Genomic DNA, 20,921 nt, shown 5'->3' on the forward strand with positions numbered 1-20,921 from the left:
GTGTTCTTGTTAAGAAATTCTGGTATAGATGTTCCATACTGGATATTGAAATGGCACACCATCATGTTAGGCGTAGGTTTGTGGATGGGTTACCGCAAAAACTTCCAGGGCAGCAGCTGGTTAGCCTTAACTATAATAGGTGGTTTATTCACCCTTAAAGCGATAACCATTTTTGATTTCGATCTGTCAAGAATCAGTACGGCTTTAATACTAATTGGATTAGGATTGTATGTAATTCTAAAACCTAAAAAAGTGCAAAACTTCGATCAGTATTTTGAAAAGAAACCAGTTGATTTTACTGATAAAGAAAGCTAAAATTCTTAACTCCATCATATATCTTAAAAAGGGACATTTTTTAACAATGCCCCTTTTTTTATTTGAAATAAATGTGTCTAAAATGTATGATAGATTATTTAGCTACTTTACCATCATTTCGATCCGATAGCTATCGGATGAAGTGAAGCGGAACGGAGAAATCTGATCAAGAGACCTTCGACTTCGCTACTATCGATAGACTCCAATAGAATGATCGTCATTCCCGCGTAGGCGGGAATCTTAAAGCGTACGCTAATAGCGATCGTTGTAAGATTGCTTCGCCGGCTGAAAAAGCCTTCTCGCAATGACGATTCCTCGCACCCTATTACTGGAAAAAAGAATCTCCTGTCATTCGTATTGATTTTTATACAATAAATTATCCCTCAGGATAACAAACAAAAAAGAAACGGGGATTCCACCCTTAGGCAGTATCCCCGTCATCTAAATTAACGCTCTCACATACATAAACGCTGTAAATAGAATATATTGTGTGCAGCTTAAATTTTTTTTATTTTTTCCCTATAAATGAGTTAAACCTGTAAAACAGGTACGGCTTTATGGTATTTGTTCCGGTACTCAATCGGTGTTAAGCCGGTAATTTTTTTGAAAACATCTCTAAACGATTTTGTGTCTGTATAACCCACATCAAACATCACCTCAGTTATGTTTTTCCTGCTCGATTCGAAACTCCGCTTGGCAGCCTCAATCTTAACCCTTTGAATGTATTCGATTACTGTATTTTTGGTCGCACTTTTAAATCTCCGCTCAAAACTTCTTCTACCCAACGCCAGCATATCGGCCAGTTGATCTACCGTAATCCGATCCTGGTAATTGCCATCAATAAATTCCTGCGCTTTTTTAATCTTCGCATCTTCATGTCCCTTCTGCCCTTGAAACATCATAAAAGCCAGCTGACTCTCGCGATCGATATCAATAGCGAAGTATTTTGCCGCTAAAATGGCGGTATCTCTATCCGTATGTTTTTCAACCAGGTATAAAAGTAAGTTCCAGTAAGAGTTTGCACCACCGCTAGAGTATAAACCCTGAGCATCGGTAATAATACTACCATCAACCAGCTCTACTTCAGGAAACATCTCTCTAAACTGGTTGGCAAACAGCCAATGCGTAGAACATTTCCTCCCATCTAACAAGCCGGTTGCAGCCAGTAAAAATGCACCCATACAGAGCGAAGCTACTTCTGCACCTTTAGCATGATGTTTTATAATCCAGGGTAGTAGCTCCTGGTTAGCTTCCATCGCATAACCTATATTGCCGCTAATGGCTGGTACAAATATAAGATCGGTATGCTCAACCTCATGCAACAGTTTATCGGCGTGCACAGAAAAAAGGCTATTGTTCAACCTCACCTCTTTCGTCATCCCTATAAGCTCAACTTTAAAAAGCGGGAGTTTGCCCGATGCCTGTAAAAACTCGTTAACAGCGGTAAATAGATAGCGGGGATCTGCAATGGCTTCAATCACGGCAGTCTCTGGAATTAAGATAGATACATGTTTCATAATCCAAATATAACGAGGCTAATTGTCGTAAACAACCCCCGCAATTGTCGCTTCTACATATTTAGCTTGTTAATTTCTGCCCGTATGTTTGTGTTGTTAATCGTTTACAGTTGAATCTTTAAAGCGGTAATGCCGATAATGACAATGGAAGAGTATATTTTAAATGAGGATATTAAGGTAATGTGCATTACTGCCGAATCTTTCCCAAACGGAGTTTTGGCGGCACATCAAAAACTTCATGCCCTGTTTCCACTTGATAAGCAACGCAGGTATTTTGGAATAAGCAGGCCTAACGAAAAACGGGAGATTATTTATAAGGCTGCCGTTGAAGAAATAACAGATGGCGAAGCTGAGAAATTTGATGTCGAAGCCTTTACCATAAAGAAAGGAACATTTATTAGTGAAGTGGTTCCCGATTTTATGAAAGATGTTAGCCAGATTGGGAAGAGCTTCGAAAAATTGCTCAATCAATCCAACATTGATCCAAACGGCTATTGCCTCGAAATGTATATTAACGAAACAGATGTGCGCTTAATGGTAGGCATCAAAAAATAAAATCAATTGGCAAGTATAAATTCATATCTCACTTTTAACGGCAACTGCCGCGAAGCAATGACATTCTATCAGGGTTGTTTGGGAGGAGAATTGACCTTCGAAACCATTGGAGAATCGCTTATTGTTGATAAAATGCCCAATATTATGAAGCGGAGTATTATGCATGCTGTTTTGGCTAAAGATGATTTGGTGATTATGGCAACAGATATGGTAGAAGAACGCGGATTAGTTAAGGGGAATTCGATTGCTATGATGCTGAATTGTAATTCGGAAGAAGAGGCCCGGGCTTTTTACCGTAAACTTTCAACAGGAGGGAAGGCATCCCATCCGCTACAGGAAACATTTTGGGGCGCACTTTTTGGCGATTTAACAGATCGCTTTGGGAATAATTGGTTAATAAATTACGATAAAAACAGATACATATGAAGAAGTTAAAAACATGGTATTGGATTGCCACCATTATTTTCGCATTAATGATGATTATGGATGGCGTTGGAGGGATTACTCAACAGGAAGCAGGTAAAGAAGTATTTAAACACCTCGGTTATCCGATGTATCTGCTCATCATTGTTGGTATTGCAAAACTGCTTGGGGCGGCATCCATCCTCCAAAATAAATTTTTTGTCATTAAAGAATGGGCCTATGCAGGTTTTGCCATTAATTTTATTGGTGCCTTTGCCTCCAGGGCATTTGTTGGCGATGGCATATCGCTTTTAATCCCTCCACTTATTGCCCTGGTAATTATGTTTATCCCATACATTTTGTGGAAGAAACTGGCATCAAATGTTAAAATTAGTTAAAACTAAACGGCTAGTTTAGGTTGCGGCTTTTCAGAACCAAATATTGTTAACTTTGGGTATTGTAAACAACCAAACACAATACATGAACCATCATGATTTTTTAGATCCAGAAAAGGATTAATCATGAAGAATCATTACCATTAAAACAAAACACGGATGAAAAAAAGCCTTTTATTTATAATTGCTTTATTATTTACAACTACAGCATTTTCTCAAAATGTGATCCAGCTGTTCAACGGTGCAAACGACTTTTTTAAACTGTTGCAGGAAGAGAAGTTTAAAGATGCCCACGCTTTCTTTGATGATACTTTAAAAACGAAGTTAACGGAAGAAAGTTTAAAGAAACTTTGGGGAGATATTGGAACAAAATATGGAAAGGCAGAATCGTTAGATGCCGTTCAAAGTAAAGCTCACAGAAAATCGTCGGAATCTTCCTCGCGCCGTCTCGAAAAGCGGCCGCTTATTTAAAACCAACTTATGTTGATACCAGTTTATACAAAGAAAAATCGGTATATATTGGGCCGGCAGGAAAACAGTTGGCAGCCATTGTCACCACGCCAAAAAATGCCAAAAATTTCCCTATTGTGGTTTTTGTACATGGCTCTGGTCCGGCAGATATGGATGAATCAGTTGGTGCGAATAAACCCTTTAAAGATTTAGCTGGCGGTTTAGCCTCCAAAGGCATTGCTTCTGTTCGTTATGTAAAACGGACCTTAATCTATCCGAATGAATTTAATAAAGCATTTACAGTAAAAGAAGAAGTGCTGGATGATGCAACTGCAGCTATTGCACTCGCAAAAACTGTTGTTGGCGCTAATCCTAAAGCTGTTTATGTATTTGGCCATAGTTTAGGCGGAATGCTGGCACCTAAAATGGCCACCATTACACCTGATTTAGCAGGAATTATTTTGGCAGCAACACCTGCCAGAAAACTAACAGATATTATTGTTGATCAGAATAAGTATATGTTCGATCAGGCTAACGATACAACAGCTGCCTTTAAAAAACAACTGGCAGATGCTTATGTGGAAATTGATAAAAGCAGAATTTCGCAGTTGGGAACTACCATAAAACCTGATTCTTTAATTTTAGGACTGCCTGCAAAATATTGGACAGATTTAAATACCTACAATCAGGTTGCTGTAGCAAAAAGCCTTTCGAAACCTAAAATATACGTATTGCAGGGCGGTAATGATTTTCAGGTGGGCAAAGTAGATTTTGATTTATGGAATGCTGCCTTAAGTAAAAAGAAAAATGTGGTTCTTAAATTTTACCCAGACTTAAACCACCTGTTAAGTTCTCAAACCGAAAAGGGTACAATGGCCCAGTATCAAGCAGCGGTAAGCGTGTCTGAAACTTTAGTTAACGATATTGCTTCATGGATTAAGGCCAAATAATATAAAATCGTCTAATCGATAAAGAAAAAGCTCCGACCAAATTCGGAGCTTTTTTTGTGCATTTGGTTTCTTTACATCTTGTATTCGCCTCATTAATTAACAAACAATTCAAAATATGAGCGGTTTAAGTTTAGAGCATCTCATCTTAAATCGTTTGTTATGGCAAAGAATAAAATCACTTTAAAAGGAATATGGGGCATTTTAAAAGCATCGTTTACAGGATTTAATGATCATAAAGTAACGAAACTTAGTGGCTCATTAGCCTATTATACGGTGTTTTCCATGGCGCCACTGCTCGTGGTTATTATTTCTTTGTGCGGTATATTTTTAGGGAGAGAAATAGCCGAAGGACAGGTTTATGCCCAGCTTGAGGGATTTTTAGGTAGAGAATCGGCCGTTTCCTTACAGCAGTTGATCAAGAATGCTTATCTGGATGGGAAAAGCACCATTGCTTTAATTATCGGTATCATCACCCTATTAATTGGGGCAACTACCGTTTTTGGCGATATTCAGGATTCTATTAATACCATATGGGGTTTAAAACCGAAGCCGAAAAGAGGATGGGTGAAGCTGTTGCAAAATCGTTTTCTATCATTTTCTGTAATTATCAGTTTAGGTTTTGTACTGCTGGTTTCGCTAGCGGTTACATCTGTACTCGATGCCTTTAGTGATCGCTTGCAAGCCCGCTTTGCCGAAATATCTGTTATCGTATTTTACATCCTTAATCARATTGTAACCTTGGCTGTTATTTCATTAATATTCGGCGTAATATTTAAGGTATTGCCAGATGCAATTATAAAATGGCATGATGTAATTGCTGGTGCAATAGTTACCGCTTTACTATTTATGATCGGTAAATTTGCCATTTCACTTTATATAGGGCAGAGCGATGTTGGGAGTACTTATGGCGCAACAGGTTCATTGGTAGTTGTACTTTTATGGACTTATTATTCTTCCATCATTTTATATTTTGGTGCCGAATTTACCAAAGCTTATGCAGTTGCTTTTGGATCTGAAATTTACCCTTCTCATTATGCCGTTACCACAAAAGAAATTGAGATAGAAACAGGAAGTAAATCCATTCAGGATAATCATCCCGAAATTAAAAAAGAAGTTAAGAAAGTTTAAAATTATTTATTCGCCCCAAGCTGTAACGATTAATCTTCTTTGGCCGCCATGGTTGCGGTGCTCGCAAAGATAAATGCCCTGCCAGGTACCAAGCGCTAATCTGCCGTTTCTAATCGGAATGGTTACTGAACTGCCCAAAAGTGCCGATTTTAAGTGGGCAGGCATGTCGTCCGATCCTTCATAGTCATGCTCATAATCGGGATCATTTTCTTTTACAGTTTTATTAAAGAACATTTCAAAATCAACCCTAACCGTAGGATCTGCATTTTCGTTGATGGTAAGTGAAGCAGAAGTATGCTGTATAAAAACCTGGCAAATGCCAATGTTAATTTCGTCAATTTGAGGCAGGGCATCCTCAACCTCATCAGTAATGATATGGAAACCTCTTCTTCGTTCTCTAAGTGCTAAGGCTTGTTGGTATATTTTCATTTGAATTAATTCTCAATGATTTTAATGAAATCCTTTTCGCTAGGTAAAACAGTTAAATACTTACTTGCGAAAATTTGTTCATTGTTTTCTGGAAGTGTATATCTTACAACAGATTCACTTTTATCTTGACAAAGGATAATACCGATCGTTTTGTTTTCATCCTCAAGTTTTACTTCTCTATCGAAATAGTTCACATACATCTGCATCTGACCAATATCTTGATGTTTTAGTTCTCCGATTTTTAAATCAATAAGTACAAAACACTTTAAGATACGGTTATAGAAAACTAAATCTATTTTGAAATGTTTTTCTTCGAAAGTTATTCTTTTTTGACGGGCTACAAAGGTAAAGCCATTGCCTAATTCTAATAAGAAATGTTCGAGTTTATCGATTAATTTTTGCTCTAAGTCATTTTCTGAATAAAAGCTTTTTTCGGGTATACCTAGAAATTCCAGTACGTAGGGGTCTTTTATTAAATCCTTATTTTTTTCGATTATTTGTCCTTTCTGGCCAAGTGATCGTATTTCTTCCTTGTTTTTGCTTATTGCTAAACGTGTATATAATGCTGAATCATATTGGCGCTGCAACTCGCGTAAACTCCAATTATTTTTTATTGCTTCTATTTCGTAAAAATTACGTTCGTTTACATCGGTTATTCTGATTAACTTAAGGTAGTGAGACCATGTAAGTTTGAATTGCGGAGACAGTGTCTGCTGATTTATAGATTTACGGGATACTGTATCGGCAATTTCTTCATTTTTGAATTCGTCAAGGGCTGTCTGATCTTTTCCCAATTGCGCAGACACTGTCTGCGCAATTGAATAAGTTAAATAAAACTGGCGCATTTGTTCTAAATTTCTTTTCGAAAAACCTTTGCCAAATTCAGTACCTAATTTTTCAGAAAGTTCATTTAAAATTTGTTTACCATATTCTGCTCTTTCTTTCCCGTGTTGCTCTTCTTCAACAATCATTCTGCCAATTTCGAAGTAAGCAGTAGCCATTGTATTGTTAATGGTTTGTGCTACATTTTGCCTCGCTTGGTTAAGCAGTTCAATAATCTTTGTATATAAATTTTGCTTTTTAACTTGCATTTTATCTTATAGATTGAGAGAATGATTTTTTTACTTTAAACTGGTGTTAACTTTTACTTCAAAAACTCTACATTCCATATTTTCTCTGCTTTTCTGCCGATCAGCCAAAAAGAGGCCGCCAGTACCGAAAAGAATAAAGCTTTATGCCAACTGTCCCAGAAGTATTCGAAATAGCGTGTATAAAGATTAATAAAGAGAAAAGTAATGCCGAACTCGCGGGCAATGTCATCACGGTATTTTAAACCAAAGAGCGTACTTGCTACACAGATAGCTCCTGAAATTAATGCCCAATAAAATAGGCTTAGCTGTCTAACCTTGTACCATTCTTCTAAACTGGCAAAATTGCCGAATACGGATAAGGCCCAAAGCGAGACAAACAAATAAACCATTCCTGCGATATAAGTAACCTGAAAGAAGTTGTGTGTTTTGGGGAAAGCTTTCATAATAAACGACGCTGCGGTTAATGCAGCGCCAAAAACTACAAAGCGCAAAGGATAATTCATGCCAAGGAAGTAATAATTCCAACGGCTTAAATAACCTGTTTCAGTACCAAACCAGGCACCTAAAGATATCAAAGCAAAAATCCAGATTAAACGCGAATTGAATATATAACCTAAAGCACCATAAATGAAAACTGATATTAGGATAAGGATGGAGAAATTGCCAGATCCATTGTCTAGTGCCTTCCCGAAATAAGCAATGGCATTTGCGGTAAGTAAAATTGCTGAGAAAACGATAGCTTCATTACTAAACTTTAAATGGGCCAGTTTCTTTTTTCGCTTAAAACCTAAAATATAAAGCCATGCTGCCAATCCGCCAGAAACAATAGCAATTACGATGTTTGGTGTATTGTAAACCCGTTTTAAATAGTTCAAGATCGAATTATCAATGAGGAGCGATCCAAGTGCAATAAAACCGCAAGCCAAGGCTACCCAAAAAGCATACTGTGCCAGGCGTAACCAATCGAAGTTTTTGGCTTCATAACTTTTACGGAGTTTATCGCCTGTTTCATCATTAATTAAGCCATCACTTTGCCATTGCTCAATCATATCATCAAGAAACTCACTCTTTTCTCTATCAACTTTCATAGGTTAGGTTATATACGAAGATAGTTTTTTTGGTCGGAAGTCAGAAGTCGGAGGTCCGAAAGTGAAAAAACATACTATCTATGCATCTAGACTCCTGACTTCGGACTTATGACTCGGGACTAACTAAATAACCTCTTTTATTTTCTTATTGTTCCCAACAATCCAAATTACATCGCCGTTATCGAATACAAAGTCTGAGGAAGGATTCAATATCCGATCAGTACCCCTTTCTATGCCAACAATTAATGCCTGTGCTTTTTCGCGGATACCTGCATTTCTAATACTTAATCCATAAACAGGCGATTCGGCATGAACAACTACCTTTTGTAAGGTCATTTCTTTATTCGGGAAATTATTTTCTTCAGCTGTTTCCGGCGCATCAACTTCTAAAAGTACTTTAACAGCAGCCAATTGATCATCAGCACCAATTAATAGCAGTTTATCGTTTGGATAAAGCCGCTCATCTCTTCCCGGTGTTGGAATGTTATTTCTTCCACGTTCTATTAAAGCAATGTTAACGCCATATTTTTCCCTGATCATTAATTCGGTAAGTGTTTTTCCAACTACTTCCGATTCAGGGGAAACAGTGATTTCAGTTAAGTGAGTATCCCAGGGTAAAATGTTAGGTTTTTGATGCTCACGTGCATTTAAATTCAACATGAAACGTCTTTCCAGTTTATCGTAAAAAGACTGCAGTTTCCTGGAGAAGATGACCATACCTAAGATAATCAGGACTAATGCGATTACAGCGGCAATCCAGGTATCAAAAAACTCATACATTAAAAAACCTACAAAGAAAATGCCTAAGGCAATTCTGAAAAACTCGATTGCGATTAACGGCCCCCGGGTATATTTTTTGTTCAGCCAAAGGTGGGAATAGGCTGTTCGCTGGATCCTTCGGATAGATAACGCCCATAAAAATGGCGACATTAAAATGAAGGAAACCACTACGCTGATAATAATAGAAGTTAAACTATTGGAAATATTGTTCACAATAAAAGGCTGAACGTACCTGTAGGCTAAAAAGATGATCGCAATAATAATCACGGAGTGGATAATGGTATTAAAAATATAAGACCTCAATAAAACCTTCCAATCGCTTAATGTTGTAATTCCTTCGGTACTGGAGCTGTATCTTTCGATCCCATCTAACCATTTTTTAGGTAAAACACGGTTCAAGTACCGGTAAAAAGGTTCAGATAGTTTAATCAGATATGGCGTAGTAAATGTAGTGATCGCTGCTGCCGCTACCGCAATAGGATAAAGGAAATCGCTTGTTACTTTAAGGGTTAAGCCTAATGAGGCAATGATGAATGAAAATTCACCAATCTGCGCCAAACTCATGCCCGATTGTACCGAAGTTTTTAACGGCTGACCAGATAATAACGCCCCTAAAATGGTAAATATAATTTTCCCTAAAATAATCACTAACGTAGCAACGATAATTGGTACAGCGTACTTAACCAGCATTGAAGGGTCGATCAGCATACCGACCGAAACAAAAAATACCGCTGCGAATAAATCCTTTACTGATTTGGTTAAATGTTCGATTCTTTCTGCCTGTGTGGTTTCTGCCAAAATGGATCCCATAATAAATGCCCCCAAGGCAGGAGAGAAGCCCACCTTATCGGCCAGTAATACCATTACCAAACATAACGCTAAAGATACCACCAACATGGTTTCGTCGTTCATTAATTTCTTGGTTGCTTTAAGAAATGAAGGAACCAGGAATATTCCGCCCAAGAACCAAAGTACTAGGAAAAAAGCCAGTTTTAAAATGGAATACAGCATTTCTGTACCTGCCGATTGCTGACTAACCGCCAGGGTAGAGAATAGTACCAATAACAAGATGGCCACCAGATCTTCAACAATTAAAACGCCAAAAACCAGGCCTGCGAACTTTTTATGTTTTAAACCAAGTTCTTCGAAAGCCTTAATGGTAATCATTGTTGATGAGATGGACAAGATACCCCCAAGGAATAAACTATCCATGTCTTTCCAGCCCATTGCTTTACCTACCAAGTAGCCCGCCAGAATGATAAAAAGCACTTTCACGATCGCCGTGATGGAGGCAGAACCGCCAACTTTAACCAGTTTTTTAAAACTGAATTCTAAACCTAAACTGAATAAAAGGAAAATTACGCCTATTTCGCCCCAAATATTGATGCTTTTTGTATCGGTAACTGAAGGGAAAAAATCTAAATGTGAGCCAACCAACAGGCCGGCCAGTATATAACCTAAAACCAACGGTTGTTTAATTCGTTTAAATATGAGGGTGGTTATCCCTGCAGCAGCAAGGATTAATCCTAAATCGGCAATTAAATCGGGTAAATGCATCTATAAAAAATGGGTATTGATGATTAAATAATTTATTTCCGAGTATTGTTACTCGGCATTTTATTGAAAACCCCACATTTGTGGTTAAAAATGAAATTACTTACCAAAAAACATGTTTTGGGTAGAGCATCTTAAACAGGCACCAATAATTATATTTTAATCTCCTGATTACAACTTTTGTATTGATGGTTTTGTTCTTGAAAAAAAGAAACAGCAAAAAAGTGATCAGTACAAACGCACTGGATGATATTTTTATAATTGGACTGTTAATGAAATCTTTTTGCAAACTTTCACTATCCTGATTAAAATCAGAATTGGATTTGATATTTTTTTTGCTTGAAATGAAACTTATTTTGGTGTTTTTTAATGGTACATCATTTCTTTTTTCCTGCGATGCGAAGGCCGCAAAATTAATGGATATAGACAGAAAAAAGATGATGTAAAAAAGCCTCATTGCCGCTAATATAACGAAAATGAGGCTTTTTTGAAAGCAAAATCTGATTTAAATCTGTTAACTTACAGATTCAAAATAAGGGAATCAGTTTATAAGTTTCTTCTACAAAGATATTAGCTGTTGGGAAACCTATTGTTCTTCCGATTTTATCGCCTTTGATTACCCTTCCAAAAATAGAAAACGGATAACCCAGATAATCGTTGGCCAAGCTTACGTCGCCCGCTAAGAGCGCCTGACGGATTTTGGTAGAGCTTACTGCAACATCATGAATATCCTGCTCCATAATTTCCTCCACACTAAAACCATAATGTAGGCCAGCAGCTTTTAAATCGTTTAGGTTGCCCGAACGATCTTTACCAAAGCGGTGGTCGTAACCAATAATAATATGCTTGGTACCAATGTTATTTACCAACGTGTTTTTTATATAATCCTCAGGCAGCTGATTGGAGAAATCTCTGGTAAATGGCGTGATGATTAAATGATCTACACCTAAACCTTTTAAAATTTCGGCTTTTTCATTAATGGTATTAATCATTTTTAGCTCCTGGTTTTCAGGATCTATAATCATTCTAGGGTGTGGGAAARAAGTTAATATTACACTTTCTCCGTTGTCGGATTTTGCCTTTTCTACCAGTTGTTTAATGATTTTTTGGTGTCCGAAATGCACGCCATCAAAAGTGCCAATGGTTACAATGGCATTATCTAATTTTTTAAAATCCGAAAGGTTATGATATATTTTCAATGGTAAATCTATTTTATCGGTGTGGGTTTTGCATGAGGGATGGAAGCGGTATCCCCCGATTTAAGCATTGTTGTTTATTATTTTGTGGCATGCTTGCTTGTTTTACAGGTTTCATCGGGGATTTAGCGTACAGCCCGACCCTTTGCACAGCTTAGGGGCATGCCCAATTTCTATTATTTATTAATGTAAAGCATGGCGTTTTACGACCCCGCCTTTTAAATCGGCAATCTGTTGTTGTATCACAAATGCATCCGGATCGATCTGGCGAATAGCGGTTTGTAATTTGCTCATTTCTAGTTTGGTAACCACAGTGAAAATAATATCGATATCTTTCTTTTCTCCATAACCACCTTCACCTTTATAAATGGTCACTCCGCGTTTCATTTCGTTAATGATGAATGCTTTTATGTCTTCCWGGTGCTCAGAAATAATGGTAACACCGGTGTATTGTTCTATGCCATTTACAATGAAATCGATCGTGCTTGATGCCGATAGATACGTTAGAATAGCATATAGCGCAGTTTCGATATTTAAGAAATAAGCTGCGAAGGCGAAAATAATGATATTTAAAATCAGGATGATATTTCCAACGGTTAAAATGCTGTTTTTACTGATGTAAAGCGCTAAAACCTCTGTTCCGTCGATAACACAGCCACCGCGCATGGCCAATCCAATCCCACCGCCTAAAAATAACCCGCCGAAAAATGCGATGAGCAATTTATCGTGGGTAATGGGCTGAAAGGGAAGAAAAATTAAGGCCAACGAGAGCGCAGCAATGGCAATAGCGGTTTTAAGGGCAAAGCCTTTACCAATCTGCCTATAACCTAAAATTACAAAGGGAATGTTGATAATTACAATAAGGTACGATAAATTCCAGCCAGTTAAGGTGCTTAGCAAAAGAGAAATACCCGTAACACCACCATCAATAAAATGACTGGGCATTAAAAAGCTTTTTAAGCCAAAACATGCCGAAGTTACACCTGCAATAATTAAAAGAATTTCTTTTATAAACCTGATGTTTCTGTTTTTGATGCGGTTCATGCCTCTGCTGCAGTTTTAGCTTCTTCTTTCTTGCTACGAATATAATTAACAAGTTCTAATACCTCAAACGCATCTTTAAGCAAAAAGTTTCCGCTCCGGGTACGTGTAAGTTTGGAAAGATAAGCGCCACTGTTTAAAGTTTTACCAAAATCGGATATTAATGAACGGATGTATGTGCCTTTACTGCATACAATTCTAAAATCGATCTCTGGCAGTTCGATGCGTGTTATTTCAAACGCTGGAACGCTTACAAAACGTTTACGTAGCTCAACCTCTTCACCCAGCCTTGCTTTTACGTATAAACGCTCTCCATTTACCTTAACAGCAGAATGTGCTGGTGGATATTGTTCTATATCGCCAATAAATGGTGTACAGGCAGCGTATATATCTTCTTCGGTGATGTTACTGATGTCGAAAGTTTGATCTACCTCGGTCTCCATATCGAATGACGGGGTTGTAGCACCCAAAATCATGGTGCCTGTATATTCTTTCTCTTCTGCCTGGAAAGTGTCTATCTGCTTAGTTAATTTGCCTGTACAGATGATTAGCAAGCCTGTAGCAAGGGGGTCTAAAGTGCCGGCATGACCAACCTTTAGTTTTAGCGGTTTTAAAGAATTACGGATTTTGCCCACTACATCAAACGAAGTCCATTTGTATGGTTTATTAATTAAGAGCAATTCGCCTTCAGCAAAATTGAAGTCTTTAAATTTTGAATTTTCGGTACTCACAAATCTTTTTTGCGCAAAGATACGGATTAGTTTATATCAATATGATATCCTGATAAGAACAATGCTAATATGATAATTCCCAAAGCAATACGGTACCAGCCGAAAACTTTAAATCCGTGTTTGGTTAAAAAGCCGATAAATGATTTTATAGCGATTATAGCAACAATAAAAGCAACAATATTACCCACTAATAACAACTTAATATTTTCTGTATTTAACAAATGATAGCCTTTTAAAAGCTTGTATCCTGTTGCTGCGCACATTGTGGGCACGGCTAAAAAGAATGAGAATTCTGCAGCCGCACTTTTTGTTAATTTTTGACTCATTCCGCCCAAAATTGTCGCGGCACTTCTACTTAAGCCAGGGAAAGCTATAGCAAGCACCTGGAAAAAACCGATCTTTAACGCAGTTGCGTTTGTGATTTCTTTTTCACTGTCAATTGTAGCGTTTTTAAACCACTTATCAACCAATAAGAGTATTACGCCTCCAATTAATAAAACGGCAGAGATAAATATAGGATTGCCCAAAGTATTATCAATAAAATCATTCAATAGAAAACCAAAAACCAAAGCAGGTATAACAGCAATAATTAATTTCAGATAAAACTTCCAATCAGAAAAGTTGAAGAATTTTTTCCAGTAAATTACCACCACAGCCAAGATTGCACCTAATTGAATAGCAACTTCAAAAAGCTTTACAAAGTCATCTTTACCGATTCCCATCAGGGCGGATGTTATGGCCATGTGTCCGGTGCTCGATACAGGTAAAAATTCAGTTAAACCTTCAATAATTGCCAGAATAATGGCTTCAAAATAGTTCATGTTTTTAGAAAAGATAAGAAATAAAGAAAACGCTTAACCAATAAATTAAGCGTTTCAAGTATAATCCTTTAGGATAAAATTATTTTTTTAGGATAGCATAAATGCCAAAAGCAAAACCCGCCAACACCACTATCGGTGCTAATAAAGTCCTTCTGAAATCATAAATGTCGCCAGTAGTACCCATCATTAATATAAAGCCAACTGCTACAATTGCAATGCTGATTAACAATAACTGATAGTTTTTTTTGGTGAAAACCAATTCGCTTTTAACGTCCTTTGCAACCGGACCTGTTTTTTTTTCTGCCATTATCTATAAAGATGATAAGATTTTAAACGTAAATATCTGCTTACTGCAAACCATGTACTAATGCCTGTTATAAAAATACCCACAATTAAAAGGCCTATAAATACGAAGCCAAATTCCTGGTAGTTATTTAAAATAATAATCTCAGGTACCTCTTTGCGGGCATAAATTAAGGTTGCCAATAAAATAATAATGGCAATAAATGCAGCAATTAAGCCATGTAAAGCAGCATATAATAAGAAAGGACGTCGAATAAAGTTTTTCGTTGCACCAACCAGCTGCATACTTTTAATTAAAAAACGCTGTGAGTAGATTGCCAATCTTATTGTGTTGTTAATCAGTGCTATAGAAATGATTAATAGCAGTGCGGCAAAGGCTAAAATAATTAAGCCAATGGTGCTGATATTTTTGTTTACCATATCAATTAAAGAGCTTTGGTAAACCACTTCTTTAACTACAGGGTTTTTAGAAATACTTGCTTTTAAGGCATCGATGCTTTTATTGTTCGCATATTCTGCTTTTAAATACACATCGAAGGTAGATGTTAGCCATTTAATTCCTTCTGAAAGGCCAAAACATCGGCTTCTTTTGCGCCTTCATCAACAATAATGTTTAAAACGATGTTTTCTTTAACGTAGTTAGACAGGTTTTTGGCATGTACAAGTACCAAACCAAGCAGTCCCAGCATTAATAAAACCAAAGCAATACTGATTATAGTGGAGATATAAACGGTTTTGGTTTTCTTAGATGCATCACTTACTTCGAATTCTTCCATGTATTTCATTTTTGTTTCTGCGAAAATATAAATTATACCTGATAAACACCAATTAATGATTGCTAAATGAATATTAACGGAAAGCTTTTGCTTTTAGTTTGAGTATTAATTCTTTAATTAAATTTACTTTTTGTGAAAACGCGGTACGAAATTTGTTGAAACGGCGTTAATTATGGATATCTTAAAACTAAATTTAACTATGAAAAGACAAATTACTATTCTGAGCCTATTCTTACTTATCGCCTCTACAATTATTTCGTGCAAAAAAGATGATACTTCTTTAAAAGCCCAGATGTTAGGCCGATGGACGTTAAATAAAATTGTAACTTCCGGTTATACTGCTGAAGAAACATTGAAAGATCCAAAAAAGATTAATGGGACTGTTACCTATGGTACAACAAGTGATTATGTTGACTACAAATCAAATAACGATGATCAGGTAGAGCTGAGTTTATCGGGTAACAGAACAATCGGAACTTATGTAATCATTTATTCTGATCAGTTCAGCATGGATATTAATGATGGATTGAATTATTGTAAAGTAAACAGTATTACTGCAAACAAATTAGAGTTTACTGCTAAAATTGATAAAACAAACGTTACTAAAGTATATTTTTTATCAAGATAAGATCTTAATCCCCCGATTATTTGCTGCGCCATTGATTTTTAACATCAATGGCGCTTTTTTTTGTGTTAAATCTTAGGGCCGTCATGCTGAATTCATTTCAGCATCTTTCCAAGCAAGATAGGCCCTGATCCCGAAATTTCGGGACAGGGTGACGATCTCGTTGGGTAATAGAGCTAAAATTGTTTATTATGATAAATATTTAGCGAAACATTTATTTTGGCATAAAGCATCAGATGATATCTAAGTGCACAAAAGACGTGTAGGTTTTTACCCCTAACTTCTTCTAATTCTGCATTTCTGCTGGTAAAATATTATCATGAATCTGCTTTTTTAAGCCCCTTAATTTCCGTATTTTCGCACCTTTAAAAATTTAAAACTTGCAATGGATTACCAATTCAAAGAAATAGAGCAAAAGTGGCAGAAATTTTGGGCAGATCATCAAACGTTTAAAGCCGAAAGCAATTCTGAAAAACCAAAATATTATGTGTTAGATATGTTTCCTTATCCATCAGGAGCAGGCCTGCACGTTGGTCACCCACTGGGTTACATTGCATCAGATATTTTTTCAAGATATAAACGCCTTAAAGGCTTCAATGTATTGCATCCAATGGGATACGATTCGTTCGGATTACCCGCAGAGCAGTACGCCATACAAACCGGACAGCACCCTGCCATTACCACCGAGGCAAACATTGCAACCTATCGCAGGCAGTTAGACCAAATTGGTTTTTCTTTCGATTGGAGCAGAGAAGTACGCACCAGTGAGCCATCTTATTATAAATGGACACAGTGGATTTTTATGCAGTTGTTCAATTCATGGTACAATATCGAAAACGATAGGGCAGAAGATATTACCACGTTGATCGAAAAATTTAATGCTTCTGGTACAGCTGATGTTAAAGCAGTTTGTGATGAAGATACTAAAGAATTTATGCCGAGCGACTGGGCAACCTTTACCGATGAAGAAAAACAGATTGAATTGTTAAAATACCGTTTAACTTATCTTCGCGAGAGTACTGTAAACTGGTGCCCGGCTTTAGGAACCGTTTTGGCGAATGATGAGGTTAAAGATGGCTTCTCGGAACGTGGCGGTTTCCCTGTTGAGCAAAAGAAAATGATGCAATGGAGCATGCGGATTACAGCTTATTCTGACAGACTTTTGCAGGGTTTGGATACCATCGATTGGCCAGAACCAATTAAAGAAATGCAACGTAACTGGATCGGTAAAAGTGTTGGAGCATCCGTAAGGTTTGCCGTTGACAATTCACAGTTGGCAGTTGAAGAGACTGAAAACTCAAAACTGAAAACTGAAAAATATATAGAAGTTTTTACCACCCGTGTAGATACCATTTTTGGGGTTTCTTACCTGGTTTTAGCTCCGGAGCATGAGTGGGTTGCAGAATTAACTACTCCTGAACAAAAAGAGGACATTGCAAACTACATCGCTTTAACTAAAAAGAAATCAGAGTTAGACCGTATGGCCGATACCAAAACGGTGTCTGGTGCTTTTACGGGTACCTATGTAATTAACCCTGTAAGTGGCGAACGCGTGCAGTTATGGATTGCTGATTATGTGTTGGCAGGTTACGGAACTGGCGCGGTAATGGGCGTTCCGAGTGGCGATCAACGCGATTGGTTATTTGCCACACATTTTAATTTGCCAATTATCCAGATTTTGGACGGACAAAAAGATATAGATGTTCAGGCAGATCCAACTAAAGAAGGAAAATACATCAACTCAGGTTTCATAAACGGAATGACATATAAAGAAGCTGTTCCATTTTTAAATAACTGGTTGGAAGAAGAGAAAGTAGGGAAAGCAAAAGTAAACTTCCGTCAGCGTGATGCGATTTTTGGTCGCCAGCGTTATTGGGGCGAGCCTATTCCGGTTTACTTTAAAGATGGATTGCCTTATTTGGTAAAAGAAGAAGAATTACCATTGTTACTTCCTGAAATTGATAAATATTTACCAACTGAAACAGGAGAACCACCTTTGGCCAGGGCTGAAGACTGGGTTCCAAAAGATGGTGGACATTATGAGTTAAGCACCATGCCGGGTTGGGCAGGAAGCAGCTGGTACTGGTACCGTTATATGGATGCCAATAACAATAACGATTTTGCTTCAAAAGAAGCTGTTGAATATTGGAAAGATGTGGATTTGTATATCGGTGGTTCTGAGCATGCAACCGGTCACCTATTGTACAGCCGTTTCTGGAATAAATTTTTGAAAGATTTAGGTTATACCAAAGAAGAAGAACCTTTCAAAAAACTGATTAACCAGGGCATGATTCAGGGTAGAAGTAATTTTGTATATCGCATTAACGATGAGAACGGAAAACCTACTAACACTTATGTATCAGCTGGATTAAGAAAAGAATATAAAACTTCAGCATTGCACGTTGATGTGAACATTGTTGAAAATGATACTTTAGACATCGCTAAGTTCAAAGCCTGGAGAGAAGAATATGCTAATGCAGAATTTATTCTTGAAGGCGGGAAATACATCTGTGGTGTCGAAGTAGAGAAAATGTCGAAATCAAAATTCAACGTGGTTAATCCCGATGATTTGATTGAACGTTATGGTGCTGATACTTTGCGGATGTACGAAATGTTCTTAGGTCCGTTAGAGCAGAGTAAACCTTGGAATACGAATGGTATTGAAGGTGTATTTAAGTTCTTGCGTAAATTCTGGCGCTTGTTCCACAACGAAGAATGGGCTTTCCATGTAAACGATGCTGTTCCTACAAAAGCCGAATTAAAATCGCTACATAAAATCATTAAAAAGGTGCAGGATGATATCGAGCGTTTCTCATTCAATACTTCTGTATCGAGTTTCATGATTGCAGTAAACGAGTTAACCGATCTGAAATGCAAAAACCGTCAGATTTTGGAAGATATGGTGATTATCCTTTCACCTTATGCGCCACATATCTGCGAAGAGCTTTGGGTATTGCTAGGTAATGAAGCCGGAACTTTATCGTATACAGCTTTCCCGACATTTAAACCTGAGTATTTGGTAGAAGATGAGTTTGCCTATCCGGTTTCAATCAACGGTAAAATGAAAATGAACCTGAATTTGAGCTTAACTTTAGCTCAGCCAGAGGTAGAAAGCATTTTATTGGCTGATGAGCAATTCCAGAAATTCCTGGATGGAAAACCAACTAAAAAGATCATTTTCGTTAAAGGAAAGATTATTAATGTGGTAGTGTAAAGAGGTATAAGGCGGAAGGTTTAGGGTAGAGGGTTTTCTTGCGCTTGCCTAAGCTAGAAATATAAAAAGTTCCGTCATTCCCGCGTAGGCGGGAATCTTAAAGCTATCGGATTGCGATTCCCAATCAAGTTAGGAGGGACGCGGCGTTTTAATTTATTGATTATCAGATTAGACTAAAGCGATAAAAAACAAAACCCGGACTACGTTTCGTAATCCGGGTTTTTTGTTATCACTTATAAGATACGTCATGCTGAATTTATTTCAGCATCTATTTTGTAAGTAAGATTCTGAAACAAGTTCAGAATGACGACCGCGATTATCTTTCACCTCTTTTTCTATTTCCGCCAAATCTTCTGTTGTTGCTGGCATTGCGTGGTTTACCGCTCATATTGCCATCAGCACCTTTTTTAGCGCCGCCACCGCCTTTAGATTGGGCTTGTGGTTTACGTTTAACCTGGTTTTTAGCAAGCATACTTTCCCAGCTTAATGGATAAGGATGATCATCAACAACCGGAAGCGTAATTTTAATCAGTTTCTGGATATCCAATAAGTATTCGTTTTCTTCTGCATCACAGAAAGAAATGGCAATCCCGTTTGCACCAGCACGGCCAGTACGGCCAATTCTGTGTACATAAGATTCAGGAATATTCGGCAATTCGAAATTGAAAACGTGCGATAACTGATCGATATCAATACCACGGGCAGCAATATCGGTAGCTACTAAAACGCGTATTTTACGGTCTTTAAAATCAGTTAATGCCCTTTGTCTGGCATTTTGCGATTTATTGCCGTGAATGGCAGCAGCTTTAACACCAGCATGTGCCAAATCCTTAACAATACGGTCTGCACCATGTTTGGTACGGGTAAAAACCAAAGCAGTTTCGATCTTTCTATCCTCAAGAAGGTGGATCAATAATTTCTTTTTATCAGGTTTGTCTACAAAATAAACCGATTGAACAATTGTTTCTGCTGTAGAAGAAATGGGGGTAACTTCTACTTTTGTCGGACTAGATAAAATCGTATTTGCCAACTTCTGGATTTCATCTGGCATGGTTGCAGAGAAAAATAAAGTCTGGCGTTTTGCAGGCAATTTAGCCACCACTCTTTTCACATCGTGAATAAAGCCCATATCGAGCATACGGTCGGCTTCATCCAATACGAACAATTCGATGGTATTTAAATTGATGAAACCCTGGTTCATTAAATCTAATAAACGGCCGGGTGTTGCAACTAAAATATCAACGCCTTTTCTTAAAGCTTCTACCTGCGAGTGTTGATTTACACCACCAAAAATTACTAAATGGCGTAAATTTAAATGACGGCCGTAAGCCTTGAAACTTTCTTCAATCTGGATGGCAAGCTCGCGTGTCGGCGTTAAAATTAAAGCCTTTATGTTTTTGGTTGCCTTGGTATTGATGTGTTTTTCGTGCAATAACTGCAACATCGGGATAGCAAAGGCGGCGGTTTTTCCGGTACCGGTTTGCGCGCAACCTAATAAATCTTTACCTTTTAATATCGTTGGGATGGATTGCTCCTGTATTGGTGTCGGTTGTGTATAAC

19 protein-coding genes and 2 pseudogenes are annotated in these 20,921 nt (G+C 37.5%); 9 read left to right on the top strand and 12 right to left on the bottom strand.

Translation table 11 applies throughout. The features are described 5' to 3' along the window. Window positions 1-315 (top strand): LiaF transmembrane domain-containing protein (locus AC1DND_RS13700; protein WP_477582359.1); only part of this gene is annotated, 315 nt, incomplete at its 5' end. Between the two features lie 530 nt (window positions 316-845). On the opposite strand, the gene AC1DND_RS13705 is transcribed toward AC1DND_RS13700, so the two are convergent. Further along, window positions 846-1,832: a GlxA family transcriptional regulator gene (locus tag AC1DND_RS13705; protein ID WP_215125498.1), complete on the bottom strand. Its 987-nt coding sequence runs from the start codon at window positions 1,830-1,832 to the stop codon at window positions 846-848. 144 nt (window positions 1,833-1,976) lie between these two features. Between AC1DND_RS13705 and AC1DND_RS13710 the strand changes: the two genes are divergently transcribed. The 6 genes from AC1DND_RS13710 to AC1DND_RS13735 all read left to right on the top strand — a co-directional run bounded on the left by AC1DND_RS13710 (window position 1,977) and on the right by AC1DND_RS13735 (window position 5,712). Beyond that, entirely contained in the window at window positions 1,977-2,387 is a 411-nt protein-coding gene (locus AC1DND_RS13710; RefSeq protein WP_477582360.1) for a transcriptional regulator, read from the top strand. Window positions 2,388-2,393: 6 nt separating this feature from the next. Then, window positions 2,394-2,813 (top strand): VOC family protein, encoded by a 420-nt coding sequence (locus AC1DND_RS13715; RefSeq protein ID WP_477582361.1) that lies wholly within the window; start codon window positions 2,394-2,396, stop codon window positions 2,811-2,813. Then, a complete protein-coding gene (locus AC1DND_RS13720; protein ID WP_477582363.1) occupies window positions 2,810-3,187 on the top strand; it encodes a DoxX family protein in 378 nt (125 codons plus the stop codon). Before AC1DND_RS13715 ends, AC1DND_RS13720 begins: the two co-directional genes overlap by 4 nt. Before the next feature lie 156 nt (window positions 3,188-3,343). Further along, window positions 3,344-3,655: a DUF3887 domain-containing protein gene (locus AC1DND_RS13725; protein WP_477582364.1), complete on the top strand. Its 312-nt coding sequence runs from the start codon at window positions 3,344-3,346 to the stop codon at window positions 3,653-3,655. Between the two features lie 68 nt (window positions 3,656-3,723). Beyond that, complete coding sequence (locus AC1DND_RS13730; protein ID WP_477582365.1) at window positions 3,724-4,584, top strand: alpha/beta hydrolase family protein; 861 nt, start codon at window positions 3,724-3,726, stop codon at window positions 4,582-4,584. Window positions 4,585-4,743: 159 nt separating this feature from the next. Continuing rightward, complete coding sequence (locus AC1DND_RS13735; RefSeq protein WP_477582367.1) at window positions 4,744-5,712, top strand: YihY/virulence factor BrkB family protein; 969 nt, start codon at window positions 4,744-4,746, stop codon at window positions 5,710-5,712. 6 nt (window positions 5,713-5,718) lie between these two features. On the opposite strand, the gene AC1DND_RS13740 is transcribed toward AC1DND_RS13735, so the two are convergent. The 10 genes and pseudogenes from AC1DND_RS13740 to AC1DND_RS13785 all read right to left on the bottom strand — a co-directional run bounded on the left by AC1DND_RS13740 (window position 5,719) and on the right by AC1DND_RS13785 (window position 15,522). Continuing rightward, on the bottom strand, window positions 5,719-6,141 hold the full coding sequence (locus AC1DND_RS13740; protein ID WP_057932242.1) for a secondary thiamine-phosphate synthase enzyme YjbQ: 423 nt from the start codon (window positions 6,139-6,141) through the stop codon (window positions 5,719-5,721). Between the two features lie 5 nt (window positions 6,142-6,146). Next, on the bottom strand, window positions 6,147-7,232 hold the full coding sequence (locus tag AC1DND_RS13745; RefSeq protein WP_477582368.1) for a PDDEXK nuclease domain-containing protein: 1,086 nt from the start codon (window positions 7,230-7,232) through the stop codon (window positions 6,147-6,149). A 53-nt stretch (window positions 7,233-7,285) separates the two neighbouring features. Next, window positions 7,286-8,320: a DUF2157 domain-containing protein gene (locus tag AC1DND_RS13750; RefSeq protein ID WP_477582370.1), complete on the bottom strand. Its 1,035-nt coding sequence runs from the start codon at window positions 8,318-8,320 to the stop codon at window positions 7,286-7,288. A 123-nt stretch (window positions 8,321-8,443) separates the two neighbouring features. Continuing rightward, complete coding sequence (locus AC1DND_RS13755; protein ID WP_477582372.1) at window positions 8,444-10,657, bottom strand: monovalent cation:proton antiporter family protein; 2,214 nt, start codon at window positions 10,655-10,657, stop codon at window positions 8,444-8,446. A 533-nt stretch (window positions 10,658-11,190) separates the two neighbouring features. Next, window positions 11,191-11,853, bottom strand: a pseudogene (gene ribF, locus AC1DND_RS13760) (bifunctional riboflavin kinase/FMN adenylyltransferase); the annotation flags it as partial. 180 nt (window positions 11,854-12,033) lie between these two features. Further along, window positions 12,034-12,894: a YitT family protein gene (locus AC1DND_RS13765; protein WP_477582374.1), complete on the bottom strand. Its 861-nt coding sequence runs from the start codon at window positions 12,892-12,894 to the stop codon at window positions 12,034-12,036. Next, a complete protein-coding gene (gene truB / locus AC1DND_RS13770) occupies window positions 12,891-13,622 on the bottom strand; it encodes a tRNA pseudouridine(55) synthase TruB (RefSeq protein ID WP_230149589.1) in 732 nt (243 codons plus the stop codon). The genes AC1DND_RS13765 and truB overlap by 4 nt, the downstream gene beginning before the upstream one ends. A gap of 26 nt (window positions 13,623-13,648) precedes the next feature. Then, the gene (locus AC1DND_RS13775) at window positions 13,649-14,443 is read right to left on the bottom strand and encodes an undecaprenyl-diphosphate phosphatase (protein ID WP_477582376.1); all 795 of its coding nucleotides are present in this window, start codon (window positions 14,441-14,443) and stop codon (window positions 13,649-13,651) included. A gap of 79 nt (window positions 14,444-14,522) precedes the next feature. After that, window positions 14,523-14,750, bottom strand: a complete 228-nt coding sequence (locus AC1DND_RS13780; RefSeq protein WP_108198252.1) for a DUF3098 domain-containing protein — start codon at window positions 14,748-14,750, stop codon at window positions 14,523-14,525. After that, window positions 14,750-15,522 (bottom strand): annotated as a pseudogene (locus AC1DND_RS13785) (cell division protein FtsX). The gene AC1DND_RS13780 and the pseudogene AC1DND_RS13785 overlap by 1 nt, the downstream one beginning before the upstream one ends. A gap of 199 nt (window positions 15,523-15,721) precedes the next feature. On the opposite strand from AC1DND_RS13785, the gene AC1DND_RS13790 reads away from it, so the two are divergent. Both AC1DND_RS13790 and leuS read left to right on the top strand, forming a co-directional pair. After that, complete coding sequence (locus AC1DND_RS13790; protein WP_477582378.1) at window positions 15,722-16,150, top strand: lipocalin family protein; 429 nt, start codon at window positions 15,722-15,724, stop codon at window positions 16,148-16,150. A 382-nt stretch (window positions 16,151-16,532) separates the two neighbouring features. Continuing rightward, a complete protein-coding gene (gene leuS / locus AC1DND_RS13795) occupies window positions 16,533-19,361 on the top strand; it encodes a leucine--tRNA ligase (RefSeq protein WP_477582380.1) in 2,829 nt (942 codons plus the stop codon). Window positions 19,362-19,677: 316 nt separating this feature from the next. Here leuS and AC1DND_RS13800 read toward each other — a convergent pair. Then, a partial coding sequence (locus AC1DND_RS13800) for a DEAD/DEAH box helicase (RefSeq protein WP_477582382.1) occupies window positions 19,678-20,921 on the bottom strand: 1,244 nt, incomplete at its 5' end.

The sequence above is a fragment of the Pedobacter sp. 01N416 genome, from assembly GCF_056399685.1.